Raw genomic sequence first — 18,636 nt, forward strand, 5'->3', positions numbered from 1 at the left:
TTATAGTGCACATTTAAACCTCATCTTTGTAGCAAAAAAAAAAAATATGATAAATATTTCAAAACTTACAAAAGTAGATCCAAAAGACTCAAATATAAAAGTAATAATCCCTAAAGAAAAGGGCATCTATTTTTGGTGTGATAAAGTTTCAGATGAGATTATGTATATTGGTACTGGATCTGGTGTTAAAGGTTTATATAACACAATAATTGGGCAACATCTAAATCCAAAATATATTGAATACAGGGCTAAAGTACATAGTCAAGAAAAAGATATATTCCAGCTAAAGTACCCTATAATTCGTGAGAGAGATAACGCACCAGGTATAGACCAGAGTGCGTTTAGAAAAAACGTAGGTAGAACCTTTAATATAAAACCAGGTGAAGGAACTGTAAATTATATCAAAGAAAACTATTATTTGAAATATAAAGATGTTGAAAGTAAAGAAAAATTAATAGAATTAGAAAAAGAGTTAATTCAAATACATCAACCAAAATTAAATATTAGTCATAAATATAAAATCTCAAATAGATAAAATATAATTAATTATATGGAATTAAGACAAATATTAGATGGTGTTGAATCATTAGAAATGGTAATGCCTGAATTTCAGAGAGAGTATGTTTGGCCAATAGAAGATGCTAAACAATTACTAATCTCAATGTTTAAAGGTTATCCTACAGGTTGCCTTTTATTCTGGGAAACTGAAAATCCACCTGAAATAAAAAATAAAGCTGTAGACACTAATAAATTAGGTTTAACAAAAGTGATTTTAGATGGTCAACAAAGATTAACTACATTATTTATGTTAATTAGAGGTCAAATTCCACCTTACTATACGAATGAAGATATTTTACATGATCCTAGACACTTATATTTCAATGTGCTTTCTGGAGATTTTCAATATTATCAAAAAAAGCTAATGGAAAATAATCCATTATGGCACTCAGTAATAAAATGTTTTGACGAAAATGAAGTGGATAGTTTTGATATAGCAGAGAAGTATAATGAAATTAATGAAGACGTTGAATTTAGAGAAATTGCAAAAGCAATAGGTAAAAACTTAACAAAATTACGTGCTATTGAAAAAATGACTTATCCTATACTTACTGTTCCAAAAACAGCAGATATTGACGGTGCAATAGATGTTTTTGATAAAGTAAATTCAAAAGGAACAAAGCTTACAGATGCAGAACTTGTGCTTACCCATGTTACAGGTGGTTGGCCAAAGGCACGTCGCATTATGAAAAAGAAAATGTTGGAAATGAAAGATAATGGATTCGATTTCAGTCTTGATTTTTTAACACGTTGTATGGTAGTTACTTTAACTAAATCAGCTCTTTATAAAAAGAACTCCAAACTAAAGTATGATAAGTTTACTAAAGAAGACTATAAATTAGCTTGGGCTAAGGTAGAAAAGGCTTTAGATTATCTTTTACCTATTTTACAACAAGATGGTCTAATATCATCAACAAATGATTTAAGTACCAATAATGTATTAGTACCAATGATTGCTTATTTGGTTGAAAATGATAATAAGTTTAAAGGTAATTTAAAATATCAATTTTTGTATTGGATGTTTTTGGCTTTAATCTGGTCTAGATATAGTGGTCAAACAGACGCACGTTTAGATAAAGATATTTATATTATCAATAATGATGAAGATATTATTGCTAGTTTAGTGCAAGAAATTGAAGATAGTCGAGGTCGTTTAGATGTTAAAGAAGCGGATATGGAAGGTCGTACAGCTGGTCATCCGTTATATAAAATGCTATATATTGTTACAAAAGCCAATAAAGCAATAGATTGGGCTAATGGTGGTGCTATATATGGTACGATTGGTGATTATTACTCTATTCAAAGTCATCATATTTTTCCACAAGCATTTTTGTATAGAAATGGCTATCAAGGAGACAATCATATAGATAAAAAGAAAGTAAATGAAATTGCAAATAGAGCATTTATAACCAGAGATACGAACTATTCCATAAGTGATAAAGCTCCAGAAATATATTTACCAAAAGTAAAAAATGAATATCCAAATGCATTAGAAAAGCAATTTATTCCAGAGAATCCTAAATTATGGTTGGCAGAAAATTATGATTCATTTTTAAAGGAAAGAAGAGAGATGATAGCTTTAGCAATTAACGATTTCTTAAAAAAGTTAAAGAATCATCAGGCTGATTCCAATGAAGTAATAGAGTCCAAACCAACAAAAAGTTGGAGTGATTTCTTAGACAAAGGCGAAGATAATTTCACAGAATTTAAATCTTCTTTGAGATTTTGTTTAAGGCAAAACAAACCAATGGATTATATAGAGCATGGTATTTTAAAAACAATTAATGCTTTTTTAAATTCTGAAGGAGGTACTTTAGTTATTGGAGTAGATGATGAAGGAAATGTATTGGGTCTAGAGAATGATTTTAATAGTTTTAGTAAAATTGGTAAAGATGGTTTTTTATTGCATTTCGATAATTTAATAATTAACGCTTTAGGAAAAGAACAACAAGCAGATTTAAATATTAAATTTGAATGTGTAAATGATAAAGAATTTGCTGTAGTTGAGGTAAGTTCAAGTAATAAGCCTGTTTTCTTATCAAAGAATGGTAAAAAAGAATTTTATGTACGTCATGCAGCATCTTCTCAAGCCTATGATATAAGTGAAGCATACGAGTACATCAATAAACATTGGAGTTAAGATATACTTTTAATAGAAGTGTTTTTAACTTAATAGAAAGGATATAAATTATTATATGGAAAGAATTAAATTATCAAATTTTAGAAAAGTAAAGAATAGTTGGAATTTAGATCTAGCACCTATTACATTCTTCACAGGTACAAATAATTCAGGGAAATCTACTGTTATAAAATCTTTGTTGTTGTTAGAAGATTACGTTAAGTCTAATAATCACTTCGAATTAAATTTCAAAGGTCAAAATTTTTACAAACATAAAATTGAAAGTTTTAAGAATGCTATTAACAGAGTTAATTTTAAAAAAATTAATAAAGACATCCTTTTTGAATATCAAAATAATGGATATGAAATCACTATAATTTTTGAAACAGGACAACATTATCAAACAGGTGTTCTAAAGAAATTAAAAATAGAGAGAAAGGATTCTGCATTTTTAATGATAGAAAAAATTAGTTATCCCAACTACCGGCTTCAAATTGACAATCGATTATTAAATCAAATTGAAGATTCAATTGATTCTGAAAAAAAAGCAAAACTTGAGTTGCTTGCTATGGAGCAAACAATTTTAAACCTTATTAAATTTGATCAGGAAGAATTAGAGAAAAATGAGGATAGTTTTGAGGTTTATAATCACGAAATTTATTTAGAATCGCTTAATGATGCTTCCAATTTAAATGAAGAAAAGCTAATCCAAAAAAAAGAAAATTTAAAAAGACTTAATGGGTTAATTAAAGAAAGTAGAAAAAAAATAATAGATCTTCATCAAAGTATTTCTGAAGCCAAGTCAAAACTAAAAAAAACTTCCCTTTTATTGAATAAAGAATTTCCAAGTAATAAAGATAAAGAAATATATAATCCTGAATTTTCACTAGAGCAATTCGATAATAAGAGAATAGACAAAATTATAAGAACAGTTTTACCAAAATATTTGGTCGAAAATAATTTAGGTCAAAGTAGAAAAAAGAATGATTTTAAAAATTCTGATGAAAGTTTAGAGCTAGATAAAGCCAATAAATTGGGTGATGAGCTTTTATTAGCGTTATCTTTTAATGTAAAACATTTAAGCCCTCACAGAAGTAGTCAAAATAAGTTATTTATACACGAAAATAGAGATGTAGATATTAACTATTTGACTAAAAATCATTTTGAAAAACAGTTACATGCAGATTTAGATGTACAAGAATTTATGATAAAGTGGATGTCTGAAAAATATTTTGATATTGGAGAGGATTATAGGGTTGTAACTTATGAATCTACTGTTTCTAAAATAGAAATTTATGAAGATGAATCTTGGATTAATTTAGCCGATAAAGGTTTTGGAGCGGGTCAAATTTTTTCAATTCTATTAGCAATTGCTTCAAGTATCATAGAAAATCTAAGAAAAATAACTGAAAAAGGAGCTTTGTTTGAGGAGGATCTATCGATTATTCTTATTGAAGAGCCAGAGGCTAACTTACATCCAAAGCTACAATCCTTATTAGCAGAACTTTTTCTAGATGCCCATATAAAATTTGGTGTCAACTTTATTTTAGAAACACATTCTGAATATATGATAAGAATGTCTCAGATTTTAGTTAAAAAAATCAACGAAAAAGAAGAAAATGCTAAAATACCTTTTGAAGCATTTTATTTTGATAAAGATGATATCCCTTATTCTATGAATTATAGAAAGGATGGGAAATTTACAAATGAATTTGGTTCTGGATTTTTTGATGTTAGTTCTAACCTAGCCTTTGATATTTTATAAGATGGACATATATATAGACAAAGCAAATTTAATTTCCTTCATAAAATCTAAAAGTCACGAACTTTTTGATGATTGTAATAAGTTATTAAAAAAACAACTGAATGTATATTTCAATTTCCCAAAAAATGAGTTGAAAGAAAACCAATTGTTATTGCAATGGATTACTACTTTAAGTCAAGGAATTGGAGATCATAACGAAATAAAATTTGATTATAAAGAACCTTCAAGACCATTAAAATCAAATAGTTCAATCGGTTTTTGTGCTACTAAATTAACTTCAGCATATTTGTTAGAGGATGAAGAAACCGATAAATTCAAAGCTTCAGGATGTGTGTTGGTTGGAAATGTTGGAGAGGAAATAGAAATTTTTAACAAACTTTTTTTAAATCAAAATGATTATAATTTTGAGAAAAAGTGGCGAATAAATGGAGATGATTTTAAAACTTGGAAAGATTTAGAAAACTACTCTTTCCCTCTTACAGATGTACTGATTATAGATCCGTTTATATTAAAAAATAAGGATACAGATACAGATACCATTGATCTTAATTTAGTTGAATATTTAAAAATAATTTGCAAAGATTCTTTTACAAAGGCGAATATAATTGTCGTAACAAATCCAGCAAATTCAGATTATGAATATCAAGAAATTAAACAGAAAATAATAAATGCACTAACAACAGTTTTAGGTAAAAGACCAAAATTTACATTAATACTAACAAGAAGAGAACATGATAGGTGTATTTTAACCAATTACAAAAGAATTTATTCAGGAGATACGTTTAATTTTTGGAATGCTAAAAGACAGAAAATAACTAAAGGTAGAGAGATTTCTTATTCAAGTTTAGCAAAAAGGGAAAACCATAACTTAGCCATAGAATTAATCAAAGATGTTCAGTCAACTATAGATTTTTTAAAAGAAAATAATCCAGAATATATATTTGGTGATAAAGCATCAAATTTCTTAAACTTTTAAACTGTGCACTTACACTGCACAAACAAAATATATATTTGTACCATACAACAACAAAACAATAAATGAGTAATACAACAAATAACGTAGACGTAGGTTTTATCTGGCAAATCACAGATGATGTATTAAGAGACGCTTTCAGAAAAAACGAAATAGGAGATGTAATCCTTCCGTTTACGGTAATTCGCAGATTAGATTGTATGTTAGAAAACGTCAATCAAAACGTTAGAGAAACGTACAACAATTTTAAAGACAAAGTAAGCGAAGAGAAATTAGATCCTATACTAAAAAAAGCTGCAAACGGCTTAACCTATTACAATACCTCAAAGCACACCTTACATTCGTTAAAAGACGAACCACAATACATAGAAATCAACTTTAATAGCTATTTAAATGGTTACAATTCAGAAGTTAGAGAAATACTAGAAAGCTTTCAGTTTGATAAAGTAATTGCTCGTTTGGTAAAAAACCGTTTGTTGTATGAAATGATAGATGCCATCTGTAAAATAGACTTGCATCAAGATACTATAGATAACCATTCAATGGGCTATGTTTTCGAAGAATTGATTCGTATTTCTAACGAGCAATCGAATGAAACAGCAGGAGAGCATTTTACACCAAGAGATGTAATTGCACTAATGAACGCAATCATCTTTACACCAGAAAAAGACGAAATTTCTAAAACAGGAATTATCCGTACCATTTTTGACCCTGCTTGTGGTACAGGAGGTATGGTAAATTTAGGAAAGAACTTTGTGTTAGATAACCTTTGTAAAGACCAAGAGCAAAAACCAACCATTTTAACCTTTGGACAAGAATTAAACGAACAATCTTGTGCCATTGCAAAATCAGAAGCCTTAATTTCTGGTGAAAACCCAAGAGATGTAAAACACGGAAACTCTTTTACAGACGACCAATTTCAGGGCAAACAATTCCATTATATGATGGCAAATCCACCTTATGGAGTAACTTGGAAAAAGGACAAATTGTTTATAGAAAACGAAGCTTTAAACCCTGCAGGACGTTTTTATGCAGGCACACCAAGAACCAGTGATGGCCAATTGTTGTTTTTACAACATATGATTGCTAAAATGGACACCAAATCTGGATCTAGAATTGGCGTAGTTACCAATGGCTCTCCTTTGTTTACAGGTGATGCTGGTTCTGGCGAAAGCAACATACGTAAATGGATTATAGAAAACGATTGGCTAGAATGTATTGTTGCCTTACCTAAAGATTTGTTTTACAACACTGGCATTAACACCTATATTTGGTTTTTAACCAATAAAAAAACCGAAGAAAGAAAAGGAAAAGTGCAATTAATCAATGGGAATGCAAGCAAAGTAATTGGTACAAATGCCAAAGGAAAAGAAGAAACTGCACATATTTTTGCACGTTCTAACAAAAAAAGTTTAGGAAACAAACGAAACGAATTAACTCAAGAACATATTGCCAGTTTGTTAGAATTGTACACCAATTTTGAAGAAAACGAACATTCTAAAATATTTACTAATGATGATTTTGGCTATTATCAATTCACAGTAGAACAATCCAAACTAAGTACTGAAGAAATTGTAGAATTAAAAAAGAAATACAACTGTTTTATAAACCCATCTTTAAATAGCAAATCAATTTACGAACTTCAAAATCTATTAGAAGAAATACAGCATCATAAAGGAAAAGTTGATCCAAATACTGTACTCGAGTTTTTAGATGATGTGGATTATTCAAAAGAATTCATAGAAACAGTTTCTAAAGAGATATCTAAGAATGACATAAAAGAAATTGAAGCCTACTTGAAAAAAGTAAAAAAACCAGATAGCAAAAAGAGAGATAAAGAAAACGTTTCTTTAACTGAGCACCCAGATACTTATTTTGAAAACGAAGTTTTGCCTCACGTACCAGAAGCTTGGATAGATTATGACAAAACACGCATTGGCTACGAAATTAACTTTACCAAATATTTTTACGAATACAAAGGTTTACAACCTGCTGCTGAAATTAAAACAGAAATTATTGGGTTAGAAAAAGAGATTGCAAGACTTTTAAATGATTTGTTGGCTTAATGAAGAAATACGAAACATATAAAAAAGTAAAAGATTTATGGATAAAAGATATTCCAGAAAGTTGGAGGATTTCTGAATTCAAATATTATGTTGATATAATAAGTGGCTATGCTTTTAAATCGACTGATTATTCTGAAAAAATAGGATTTCCTATAATAAGGATTGGAGATATTTATAAAAATGTAAATGTTCAAGCCGCTAAAAAAGCAAATCCAAAAAACATAAAAGAATTAGATAGATTTATAATAAAGAAAGGAGATTTATTATTAGCAATGACAGGAGCTACTATTGGGAAAAATACTATTTTCAATTCTGATGATTTAGCATATGTAAATCAACGAGTAGGATTATTAAGAGCTAAAGAAAATTTATCTCAAAATTTCTTGAAATATTATATTGATACAGATTTTTTTGAGGAGTTTATTAGACTTGAATGCGCAGGAGCTGCTCAAGAAAATATAAGTAGTTCTGATATTTCAGAATTGAAAATTTGTATACCAACTCTTAAAGAACAAACCCAAATAGCCAAATACCTAGACCACAAAACCCAAATTATAGATGCTTTAATTGATAAAAAAGAGGAACTCATAAAAAAATTACAAGCCCAAAGACAAGCCATCATTAATGAAGCTGTAACCAAAGGTTTAAACAAAAATGCACCACTAAAAGATTCTGGTATTGAGTGGTTGGGTAAAATAAATACTCAATGGGTTATTAAAAGAATAAAGCATACAACATACGTAAAAGGTAGAATTGGATGGCAAGGTTTGAGGTCTGAAGATTTTAGAGAAGTTGGTCCTTATTTAGTTACAGGAACTGATTTTATTAAGGGAAGAATAAAATGGGAGACTTGTCATCGAGTTGATGAAGATAGATATGATATTGATCCTAAAATTCAATTAAAAGAGGATGACGTTTTAATTACTAAAGATGGTACAATTGGAAAAATTGCAATAGTAAAAGGAAAACCTCAAAAAGTTACATTAAACACTGGTGTTTTTGTAACCAGACCGCTTAAAAATGATTATTTGCAAGATTACTTTTATTGGTTATTAACTTCTGAAGTTTTTACTCATTTTATTGATTTTAATAAATCAGGAGCCACCATTCAACATCTATATCAAAATGTTTTTAATGAATTTAGTTTTGCTTTGCCAGTTAATTTAAAAGAGCAAAAAGAGATAATTGATTATTTAGATGAAAAAACAAGAAAAATGGATTTACTTCTTGAAAAAGTCAAAAATCAAATCAAAAAACTAAAATCCTTTCGTCAATCTATTATTAGTGAAGCAGTAACAGGTAAAATAGATGTAAGAGATTGGCAACCGCCAAAAAAGTAAAATTGTAAAAAGAAAAAGAAATGTTAGAAATTGTGTTATACATTGTATTAGGAGTCATTTTAGGTTTTGTAATAGGTTGGTTTATTGCCAATTTAAAAAACAGTAAATCATTAAATAAATACAAAGAAGATAGTCAAAATACCTATGCAAGTTTAGATAAAGAATTTGCAGAATTTAAAGCAACTACTAATAGCGAGCTTCAACAACAAAAAAGAGATATTTCAGAAAAAGAAACTCAGCTTTCAACCTTAAAAAATGAACTTGAAACCTCAGAAAATAAAGTTTCAGTGCTTGAAAAAGAACAAGCCAAGTTTAGTGCAAATGAAAGCTCTCTTACCAAAACACTTAAAGAAAAAACAGAGTTAATAACAGATTTAGAAGAAACCATCAAAAATAAAATAGAAGAAAACAAAACAGTTTCTAGTGAATTAGCAACAAAAACAGCCAACTTAGCCGCTGCAAAAAACACCATTCAGCAACAAGAAAAAGAGGTAAAAGATTTAAAAGAAGAGTTAAGTAATTTTAAAGAGAAATTCAATAATACCAATGAAAGTTTAGCAACAGCTAAAGCAGAAAACACTTCTTTAGAAGATAAGTTAGTAAGAGAACAAAAAGAAATAAAAGAATTAAGAAATCAATTTAATACAGAATTTCAAAATATTGCCAGCAAAATATTAAAAGACAATACAAAGTCGTTCTCAGAACTCAACGAGTCTAAGATTAAAGAGTTATTAAATCCTTTAAATAAAGATATTAAAGAGTTTAAAACCAAAGTAGAAGACGTGTACGATAAAGAAAGTAAAGAACGTTTTTCTTTAGAAGAAAAAGTAAAAGAACTGGCAGCCAAAAGCGAGCAGATTAGTCAAGATGCCATCAACTTAACCAATGCTTTAAAAGGTGAAGCCAAGACCCAAGGAAATTGGGGAGAAATGATTTTAGAAAGTATTTTAGAAAAATCAGGTTTACGAAAAGATGAAGAATACTTTATGGAGCATCAATTGTTAGATGAAAATGGAAAGCCTTTGCGTTCAGACTCAGAAAACAAGAAAATGCGTCCAGATGCCGTAATTAAATATCCAGATAACAGAAATGTAATCATCGATTCTAAGGTTTCTTTAAATGCATTTACAAGATATTTAGCAGCAGCAGATCCAGAAGAACAAAAGCGTGAAATAGATGCGCATATATCAGCAATAAAAAACCACATAATTACTTTAAGCACAAAAGGCTACGATGATTATGACAAAGCGTTAGATTTTGTAATGATGTTTATTCCAAGTGAGCCAGCATATATTGCTGCAATGCAAGCAGATGCAAACCTTTGGAACTATGCATACGATAAACGAATCTTGTTAATGAATCCTACCAATTTAATAACGTCTTTAAAATTAATTGTAGATTTATGGAAACGTGAATATCAGAATCAAAATGCAATCGCTATTGCAGATAGAGGAGCCAAATTATATGATAAATTTGTTGGATTTGTTGAGAATTTAGAAAAAGTAGGTACACATTTAGAAAGAGCACAATCTTCTTACACAGATTCTTTTAAACAATTAAGTACAGGAAATGATAATTTGGTACTACAAGCAACAAAACTTAAAAAATTAGGTGTAAAAAATAAAAAGAAATTATCCAAAGAATTAGAGAATGAAGCCTCTTTTAATACGTTAACAGAATAAGTTATGGCATCAGGTACGAAAGAAATACATTTTGAAGCACACATAGAAAACTATTTAACAAATTCAGTTAAAGAGTATCATAGTATTTCACCAGCTTTATACGATAAAGATCTGTGTGTAATTCCATCAGAAATCATTGCTTTTATAAAAAGCACACAACCGAAAGCATATAAAGCTTTACAAACGCAATATGGTTCACAAACTGATGATAAAATTGTACAAACTGTTGCTAAAAACATCAGTAAGCATAAAACCTTAGATGTTTTAAGAAATGGTATAAAAGATAGAGGTCAGAAAATTTACTTAACCTATTTTAAACCCTCTCATAACAAATCTCCAGAACACGAAGAAGCTTATCAGAAAAACAGATTAGGTTTGGTACGTCAGTTGCAATACTCCAATCGAAATAATAATGAAATTGATATTGTGTTATTCATAAACGGAATTCCTGTAGTAACAATGGAATTAAAGAATGCACTAACAGGTCAAAATCATTATAATGCTATTAAGCAATATATGCAAGATAGAGATCCTAAGGGAGAACCATTTTTAGAGTTCAAGCGTTGTTTGGTGCATTTTGCAGTGGGCACAGAAAAAGTGTTAATGACAACGCAGTTAAAAGGAAAATCAACTTTCTTTTTACCTTTTAATAAATCACTACACAATACAAATCCAAACGGATTTGCAGTGTCTTATCTCTGGGAAGATGTATTACGAAAAGATTCGTTACTAAGTTTGGTGCAAAATTTTATCAGTGTACAAACGGATAAAGAAAAAGTATACAATGCTACAACACAAAAACTAGAAGAAAAGAAATCTACAAAATTATTATTTCCACGTTTTCACCAAAGAAGAGCTGTAAACAGGATTTTAGAAACCTTACAAAAAGAAGGTACAGGTAAAAACTATTTAATTCAGCATTCAGCAGGATCAGGAAAATCAAATACCATTACTTGGTTAGCATATCGTTTGGCAAATTTTTATCAAAAGTACACAGATGAAAAAGCCTTGTTTGATTCTATCATTGTAGTAACAGATAGAAGGGTGCTAAACAAACAAATACAAGATAACATTCGTCAGTTAGACAATACACCTGGCGTAGTTGCTTATTTAGATGAAAAAACTACGGCACAAGATCTTAAAGATGCTATTAATGATAAGAAAAGAATTATCATAACAACCATTCAAAAATTCCCAATTATTTCTGATGTTGTTGGGCATTTTAAAGATAGAAATTATGCCATTTTAATAGACGAAGCACATAGTTCACAATCTGGTGAAACCTCAAGACATATGCGTAAAGCACTAAGTCTAGCAGATGCAGCAAAAGATGAAGAAAATATAAAAACAGTAGATGAAATTATTGCAGAGGATATTGCTAAAAAAGGGCAACAACCTAATATTTCTCAATTTGCATTTACTGCCACTCCAAAACCAAAAACACTAGAGCTTTTTGGTACTAAAAAAGATGGACAAATTGCTGCTTTTGATGAATATACAATGGAGCAAGCCATTAAAGAAGGCTTTATAAAAGACGTGCTAAAGAACTATGTTTCTTATAAGAGATATTACAAGCTCATTAAAAGAACAGAAATTGATGATAAAGAGTATGATAAAAAGAAAACAGTTCGTGTTTTAGCCAATTATGTAGACTTACAAGACCATGCTATTGATAAAAAAGCCAACATTATTTTAGATCATTTTACGAGCAAAACTCAGAACGAAATTCAAGGACAAGCAAGAGCAATGTTGGTTACAAAATCTAGATTGCACGCAGTTCGTTTTAAACGAAAGTTTGATGAGATAATGGCTGAAAAAAAATTGCCTTACAAAGCATTGGTAGCTTTTTCTGGTACAGTAAAAGATGATGAAACAGGAGAGGAGTACACAGAAACCAATATGAATAATTTAGAGGGAAAAATAAGTATACCTGAGGCGTTAAAGTTACCCAAATACAGAATCTTAATTGTAGCAAATAAATTTCAAACAGGTTTTGATGAACCTTTATTACAAACCATGTTTGTAGATAAAAAATTAGGTGGTGCAAATACGGTGCAAACCCTTTCTCGATTAAATAGAAATCGAAGAGGTAAAGATGCAACTATGGTATTGGATTTTGTAAATGATCCAGAATTGATTCAAAAAGATTTTCAACATTATTATGGTAAAAATTTCATCGAAGAAGAAAATGAAACAGATCCAAATAGTTTGTACGATATTTTAAATGATGTAGAAAGTCACAATGCTTTTTATGAGAGTGAAGTAGAAGCTTTTGCAGCTATCTTTTTTAAAAAAGGAGATAATTTTGAATTACTTCAACCTATTTTAAATACCATTTCTACTCGTTTTGCAGATGAGTTAGAGGAAGAAGAGCAACTGAATTTTAAAAGTTCTGCACAATCATTTATAAAAATATATCGATTTTTAAGTCAGATTATTACGTTTACAGATGTTGATTTAGAAAAGAAATATGTGTTTTTAACAGCTTTACTGAAAAAGTTGCCTTTTGTAAAAAGTAATTTGCCATTAGATGTAGTGAATGATGTTGAATTAGATAGTTATAAAATTCAATATAAATTTGAGAAAGATTTGTCTTTAGTTACAGAAGATGGAGAAGATTATGGAATGACATCTTCAGTAGGTGGGGGTAATTTAGATAATGAATTAGATTTTTTATCAAATATCATAAAGGTTTTGAATGAAACTTTTGGAGCTGATTTTACAGAGGAAGAAAAGAATGATGCTAGAGATATTTGGAGGAATACAAGTAAGGACAAAGAGTTATTAAATTATTTTAATAAGGAAAATTCTAAGAGTAATATTAAAGATAAGTTTGATGAAAAAATCGATGATACTTTATTAGATTTTATAGATAAAAAGCTAGATTTTTATAATAAAATGACAGAAGATAAAACAAACTTAATGTTTAAAAATATGTTATTTCAAGAAATTTATAATCGAGAGGTAAGAGGAGTGGGAAAGTGATAATCTTTATGAATTATTAAAATGATAAAATATAAAAACTGCTATGATTATATTTTTAGATTTAGATGGTACATTAACAAATACTACACATCCTTATTTTAAGAAAATGAAGGATGGTATAGATACAACTGATGTTTCTTTAATAAGGAAATATGTGTTTCCTGGTGCTCTTAATTTTATTAAAGAACAAATTTCAAAAAATAATAAAATATATATTGTATCAGATAGTCATCCTAGATATGTTGAACCCATTTCAAAACAAATTTTTAATTTACCTTTTTTAAGTTTAGCAGACAAACCTAATGATAAAAAAACAAGAAATTTTATCAATTCAAATCCAGAATTGAGTACTGCTTTTCAGAATAAAGATAATTTTATTTTTGTGGGTGATAGTTGGTTGGATGTCGTATTGGGTAGGTTATTAAATATACGAACAGTACTCACAAAATTTTATAAAACTTATGTAAAAGAAATTAGAGATGGTATTGGTGATGATTGGAAACCTATGAAAGAAGGCCCAACGTATTATGCAAAAGATTTTCAAGAAGTAAGTAATATAATAGCTAACCCCTTGAAAAATTTATTAGCATTGGAAGCTGTTTTTCAAGGTGTGGAATCTTCTAAAGCAGTTAAGTTCAAATTTCAAAAACACAGTACAGGTTTTACAGCTTTTCGTTGTTTAGCGAGACAAGAAGATGGTGAATGTGATAAGTATGCTCGTGCTGATCAATATTTTCAAATTGACAATCCAAATAGATCAATTGATTTTCTTGAAAAATTGGCCTTGTCGGTTTCTAATTATTTGCAAAAAGTAGAAGCACAAGATAATTTTCAATGGGATTATCTGTCTTATGTTTCTGATAAAAAAACAACCACTCCTCCTCAAAAAATGGAGCAAATATTTAAACTAATTACCAGTAATATAAGCAAAGTTAAGCTCTTTCATTGGGATTTAAATGTAGAAGGAAGTCTACGGCATCAACCAAATTATAAGGCTCGTAGAGAATTTATAGCTAAATATTTATCAACTGATAGTTCCTATGATTTAAACAATAAAAACATTATTGTTATTGATGATCAGTTTACATCGTCGGCAACTGCATACGAGATAGCAACTCAATTAAGAAGCAGAGGAGCTAAAAACATCCTTTTTGTTGCCTTATTTTATTTAATTTTACCTTTATCAAATAAAATATGCCCAAATTGTGGTAAGAAAATGCAGATAAAAATAAACCGTAAAAAAGGGAATAAATTTTATTCTTGCACTCCACCTAAATATAGAGGAGAAGGTTGTGGGAACATTATAAATATTTACAATGAACATTAAAATTAAACATATCCTTGCATTAACTCTTATCAAAGGGGTTGGAGATGCATTTATCAAAAAGAAGTTAAATGACATTGAATCATATATCAATGATATTGATTTATTGGGTAATATGCTTGGTGGTAAAGTTACTAAAGAAGGTATTTTGGAAAGTTTACCATTAGCTGATAGAATTATTGAAGATTGTGCTGAAGGTAATATAGAATTAGTTTCATTACTTTGTGATTCTTATCCTACTTTATTAAAGGAGATTAAAAATCCTCCAGCTATTCTATATTTAAAAGGTAATAAAGATAACTTAAGTAATTGTATTGCTGTAATTGGTTCTAGAAAATCTGATGATTTAGGCAATACAATAGCAAATAAAGTAGGAAACTATTTTTCACAAAAATGGTCAATTTGTAATGGTTTAGTAGAGGGTATTGATAAAAATTCCATTTTAAAAGGCGATACTGTTTTTGCTAATGTAACAGGTGTACTTTCAGGAGGGTTAAATTATGAAAGGACTTCATCAAAAATAACAAAAGAATTGGCTGAAAAAGTATTGAATAATAATGGATTATTGGTTTCAGAAAATCCCCCCAATAAACCTGAAGATCAATTTTCGGGGAGTAAAGCCAGTAGAATTCAAGCAGGTTTATCCAAAGGATTAATTTTAATTCAAAGCAGTACTAAAGGCGGTTCTAAATATACATTAAAATCTTTCTCAGAAATAAAGAGAGTAATTGGTGTTATAAGTTTTAAAGGAAATAAAAACTTTGATAATGAAGATCAATTTTCAGGTAATAGATTGCTTGTAGAAAATGGAATAACAGGTTTATCTGAAATGTGCGATATAAAAAAAATAAACTCAATTAAAATCAAGAAAATTATAGGACTTAAAAGCAAAGAAGATTATATGCTTTTTGAGAATGAAATGATTTAATAAATTTTAAGATATTTTTTCCCAAAGCTATATTTACATAATGCGCAGTTATACACACATTCATTCATTTTCTGGTCTATAACGCCATTATGTAAAATAGCGGCTCATCCAACGCGCAAATAACTATTATCAATAATAATTCGGCTATTCATGAACTCCCCTAAAAATAGAAAAGTCGTGAACTAAATAGCCGCACTTCCAACGCTCACCTAGTAAGTATTTAAAAAAATCTATGCAATTAAATCAAATTTTCACTTTGTTGCATTGTTTTTATAAGTGCTTATGCTTACAATAAATTAAAAGTCCAACTTACCTAAACCCAATTGGTAAATTAAATCCAATTTATAAAGCACCTATAAAATCAAAAAAAGCCAATAAGAGTATAACTTTTTATTTTTTAGGAAATTAGTTAAAGTAGTTTTTACCAAAAGTGGATGCTATATTATTCTTTTTAAAACAAGAACAATACAAAAATAGAGAAGTATAGTAATAAGAGACATTAAGAAACAGCAACCACTTTTAGCAAAAACATCAATAAAAAGGGTATAAGAAAAATAAAAAGTAATACACTTATTTTCGCTGCTGCCAGCGCACTAGGCATTCGTTAATGCAGTTTTTTTAATCAAAAAACCCACATCGTTGAGAGGTGGGAAATTGCTATGAAAAAGAAAGTGAGATTGTACTCACTTGACTTTAAAAATAGTAAAAATATACTTCAATTACAAATAATGTTCGTTATCTCATTCAAGCTGCACAAAACCATCGCTAAGCCTGTGCCGAATTCGATTCGGCATCCATTTCATCCGCTTATCTCAAGTATTTGTTTGTTTCATTTCGCTAAGCAATAAATTTTAGTCCACTTTCCCCACCGGATCTAACGTTAAGAAACAGTCTAGTAGACTGTTTTAGTGAAGAGGTCAGCTTGTCGCGTTGTTAAGGCGTAGGTTACAGCAATTAGTAATGTTTGCCATGTACCTGCGGTAGTTTCATTACATTCATTCAAGGCACCTCAATGCTTCCTTTCATCCAGAAACTTCGGTTTCCTTTCTCTCATTCCATTCAACCACCTCAACACCGCGCATAAAAAAAGAACGTTTTTACTCAAAACGTCCTTTATTTATTTTTTCACTTCTACAACATCCCTAATTACCTCCACCTACGCAGGTTGGGTCTGAAAGTTAGTTTCAATTATTCAATACGTTGATATCTTTTTTCTAATACAGTTTTGTAAGCTGTTTTCATTTCATCAGATAAAAAAGAAGCGTTGATCAATTGATTCGCTTTCGTTTTATTTTTGAACATTCGTTTAAAAACACCTTTAATTTGTTTGTCTGTTAAATTTAAAAGTTGTCCTAGTTTTTCAAAATGTTCCTTTTGTAACTTTCTCTTTTTTCCTGCTAGTGTAAGCGCTAATTCTTCTGTGTCTTCTGGTAAAACAATGCTAACATTTAACAAGTCGTAGGCAGGGGCAAGTATCCATCCTGAAACACTTTCTATTAAAGAAAAATTCTTTAAGTGCATGTCATTATTACCTGTTAAAAAGCTAAATAAAGCCAATTCAAAAAAGAAGATTTTATCAAGTAAAGTATTCGTAGAATATTGACCAATGGCTTTGCCTACTTTTTCCATAGAACCTTTGTACTTATCATAAGCTTCTGTAATTTGAAATAGATCTAACATATGTATTTTTTCTCCTTCAGAGGTTCTATCAATCCTTTTGGTAATATAAGCGAGTTCTCCAGAAGCAAGACGTATCAAACTTGAAGGTACAGTGTTTAAACCAAAAGCCTCAGCAATACGCATGGTCAAATGTTCATTTTCTGGCATCTCTCTATATTGTGGCGTTGGTGGTTTAAAAATATAATGTCCTCCCAAAGCACCAACTACAGTAAGTCTAGGTCTTTCTTTTGTTTCTGAATTTGTATCCAAAGACATTGATAGTTTAGGTTGTACTCCTGGTACTGCAATACTTCTTTCTACTACATTTTTAGCTAAAGTTCCCATGTCTTCAAGACTATAAGGTATTTCAGGTACTTCTTTCGTTCCAAAGAATTCTAAGGCACATTTTTCATGAAAATCAGCTTCATTAGTCAATGTTTTGTAACAATACAAACAGTTTTTTTTAGACATCATCGTTTTCTTTTATAGGTACAACACTAACAGCTCCAATACAATTTTGACAACAAGCTAACAACAATCCCATTCTGTCATTGGGGTTTATTTTCCAGTTTTTGGTGGCAATTTCTAACAACCATCCTTCTGGTATCAACCCTTCAAAAAAAGGAAACAATCGATCTGATATATAGGGTTCAATCCTTACAGGCATACTAAATGTGATAAATTGTTTAGGGTATTGGGTTACATAAGTAGCATCATATGTAAAAACATAGTCTCCTTCTGCAGTTTCTGTAATTTTACCTGCAAGTATGTCTTTATAATATACATTACCTTGTCTCATCGTCTATCTTTTTTCTTTCTACAGGTGCTAATTCATGACCAAACATTGCCAAAACCAAATTCACTTTTTCTAAGTTCAAATTGGTTTTACCTTGTTCTATTTTACGCACTACTGTTAAAGCAACTCCTGCACGTTCTGCAAACTCTTCTTGGGTAAGATGTACTTCTTTTCTGCGTTTTTTTACAAATTCTGATAACAACTCCATTATATGTTTTTAAATATAAATATAAGCAAATATACCAATTTATATGTTTTTAGATATAATTTAATGAAATATTGATATTTTATATGCTTTTAAATATAATTTACATGTAGGAAACGCTATTTTTTATTGGAACAAGGGTAGATTTTAGTAAAAATTACCCTCGTTTTTAATATAAGGGTAAATACGACACCTAAAGACACCATTTTAGAATTTAAATAAAATAAAAAAAGATA

Annotated in this window: 13 protein-coding genes; 10 read left to right on the forward strand and 3 right to left on the reverse strand. The window is 29.4% G+C overall.

The genetic code is table 11. The features are described from left to right. Positions 1 to 46 precede the first annotated feature (46 nt). The 10 genes from SJY27_RS16325 to SJY27_RS16370 all read left to right on the forward strand — a co-directional run bounded on the left by SJY27_RS16325 (position 47) and on the right by SJY27_RS16370 (position 15,740). Positions 47 to 535 carry a hypothetical protein gene (locus tag SJY27_RS16325; RefSeq protein WP_397445935.1) on the forward strand — a complete coding sequence of 163 codons (489 nt, stop codon included), beginning with the start codon at positions 47 to 49 and terminating at the stop codon, positions 533 to 535. Between the two features lie 15 nt (positions 536 to 550). Beyond that, entirely contained in the window at positions 551 to 2,698 is a 2,148-nt protein-coding gene (locus SJY27_RS16330) for a DUF262 domain-containing protein (RefSeq protein WP_397445936.1), read from the forward strand. A 55-nt stretch (positions 2,699 to 2,753) separates the two neighbouring features. Further along, entirely contained in the window at positions 2,754 to 4,442 is a 1,689-nt protein-coding gene (locus tag SJY27_RS16335) for an AAA family ATPase (RefSeq protein ID WP_397445937.1), read from the forward strand. 1 nt (position 4,443) lies between these two features. Continuing rightward, positions 4,444 to 5,418, forward strand: coding sequence for a hypothetical protein (locus tag SJY27_RS16340; protein WP_397445938.1), 975 nt, complete (start codon positions 4,444 to 4,446; stop codon positions 5,416 to 5,418). 62 nt (positions 5,419 to 5,480) lie between these two features. After that, the gene (locus SJY27_RS16345; RefSeq protein ID WP_397445939.1) at positions 5,481 to 7,481 is read left to right on the forward strand and encodes an N-6 DNA methylase; all 2,001 of its coding nucleotides are present in this window, start codon (positions 5,481 to 5,483) and stop codon (positions 7,479 to 7,481) included. Beyond that, complete coding sequence (locus SJY27_RS16350; RefSeq protein WP_397445940.1) at positions 7,481 to 8,821, forward strand: restriction endonuclease subunit S; 1,341 nt, start codon at positions 7,481 to 7,483, stop codon at positions 8,819 to 8,821. Before SJY27_RS16345 ends, SJY27_RS16350 begins: the two co-directional genes overlap by 1 nt. 20 nt (positions 8,822 to 8,841) lie before the next feature. After that, positions 8,842 to 10,503: a DNA recombination protein RmuC gene (rmuC, locus tag SJY27_RS16355; protein ID WP_397445941.1), complete on the forward strand. Its 1,662-nt coding sequence runs from the start codon at positions 8,842 to 8,844 to the stop codon at positions 10,501 to 10,503. Between the two features lie 3 nt (positions 10,504 to 10,506). Then, positions 10,507 to 13,488, forward strand: a complete 2,982-nt coding sequence (locus tag SJY27_RS16360; protein ID WP_397445942.1) for a type I restriction endonuclease subunit R — start codon at positions 10,507 to 10,509, stop codon at positions 13,486 to 13,488. Positions 13,489 to 13,531: 43 nt separating this feature from the next. After that, positions 13,532 to 14,815, forward strand: a complete 1,284-nt coding sequence (locus SJY27_RS16365) for a hypothetical protein (RefSeq protein ID WP_397445943.1) — start codon at positions 13,532 to 13,534, stop codon at positions 14,813 to 14,815. Then, entirely contained in the window at positions 14,805 to 15,740 is a 936-nt protein-coding gene (locus SJY27_RS16370; RefSeq protein WP_397445944.1) for a DNA-processing protein DprA, read from the forward strand. Before SJY27_RS16365 ends, SJY27_RS16370 begins: the two co-directional genes overlap by 11 nt. A gap of 1,188 nt (positions 15,741 to 16,928) precedes the next feature. On the opposite strand, the gene SJY27_RS16375 is transcribed toward SJY27_RS16370, so the two are convergent. The 3 genes from SJY27_RS16375 to SJY27_RS16385 are packed head-to-tail and all read right to left on the reverse strand — an operon-like array spanning position 16,929 to position 18,403. Beyond that, the gene (locus tag SJY27_RS16375; protein ID WP_397445945.1) at positions 16,929 to 17,873 is read right to left on the reverse strand and encodes a HipA domain-containing protein; all 945 of its coding nucleotides are present in this window, start codon (positions 17,871 to 17,873) and stop codon (positions 16,929 to 16,931) included. Next, complete coding sequence (locus tag SJY27_RS16380; RefSeq protein WP_397445946.1) at positions 17,863 to 18,198, reverse strand: HipA N-terminal domain-containing protein; 336 nt, start codon at positions 18,196 to 18,198, stop codon at positions 17,863 to 17,865. The genes SJY27_RS16375 and SJY27_RS16380 overlap by 11 nt, the downstream gene beginning before the upstream one ends. Then, positions 18,185 to 18,403 carry a helix-turn-helix domain-containing protein gene (locus tag SJY27_RS16385; RefSeq protein WP_397445947.1) on the reverse strand — a complete coding sequence of 73 codons (219 nt, stop codon included), beginning with the start codon at positions 18,401 to 18,403 and terminating at the stop codon, positions 18,185 to 18,187. The genes SJY27_RS16380 and SJY27_RS16385 overlap by 14 nt, the downstream gene beginning before the upstream one ends. Positions 18,404 to 18,636 lie beyond the last annotated feature (233 nt).

Origin of the sequence: Polaribacter sp. R77954 (assembly GCF_044595335.1) — a bacterium.
In the GTDB taxonomy this organism is placed as follows: Bacteria; Bacteroidota; Bacteroidia; order Flavobacteriales; family Flavobacteriaceae; genus Polaribacter.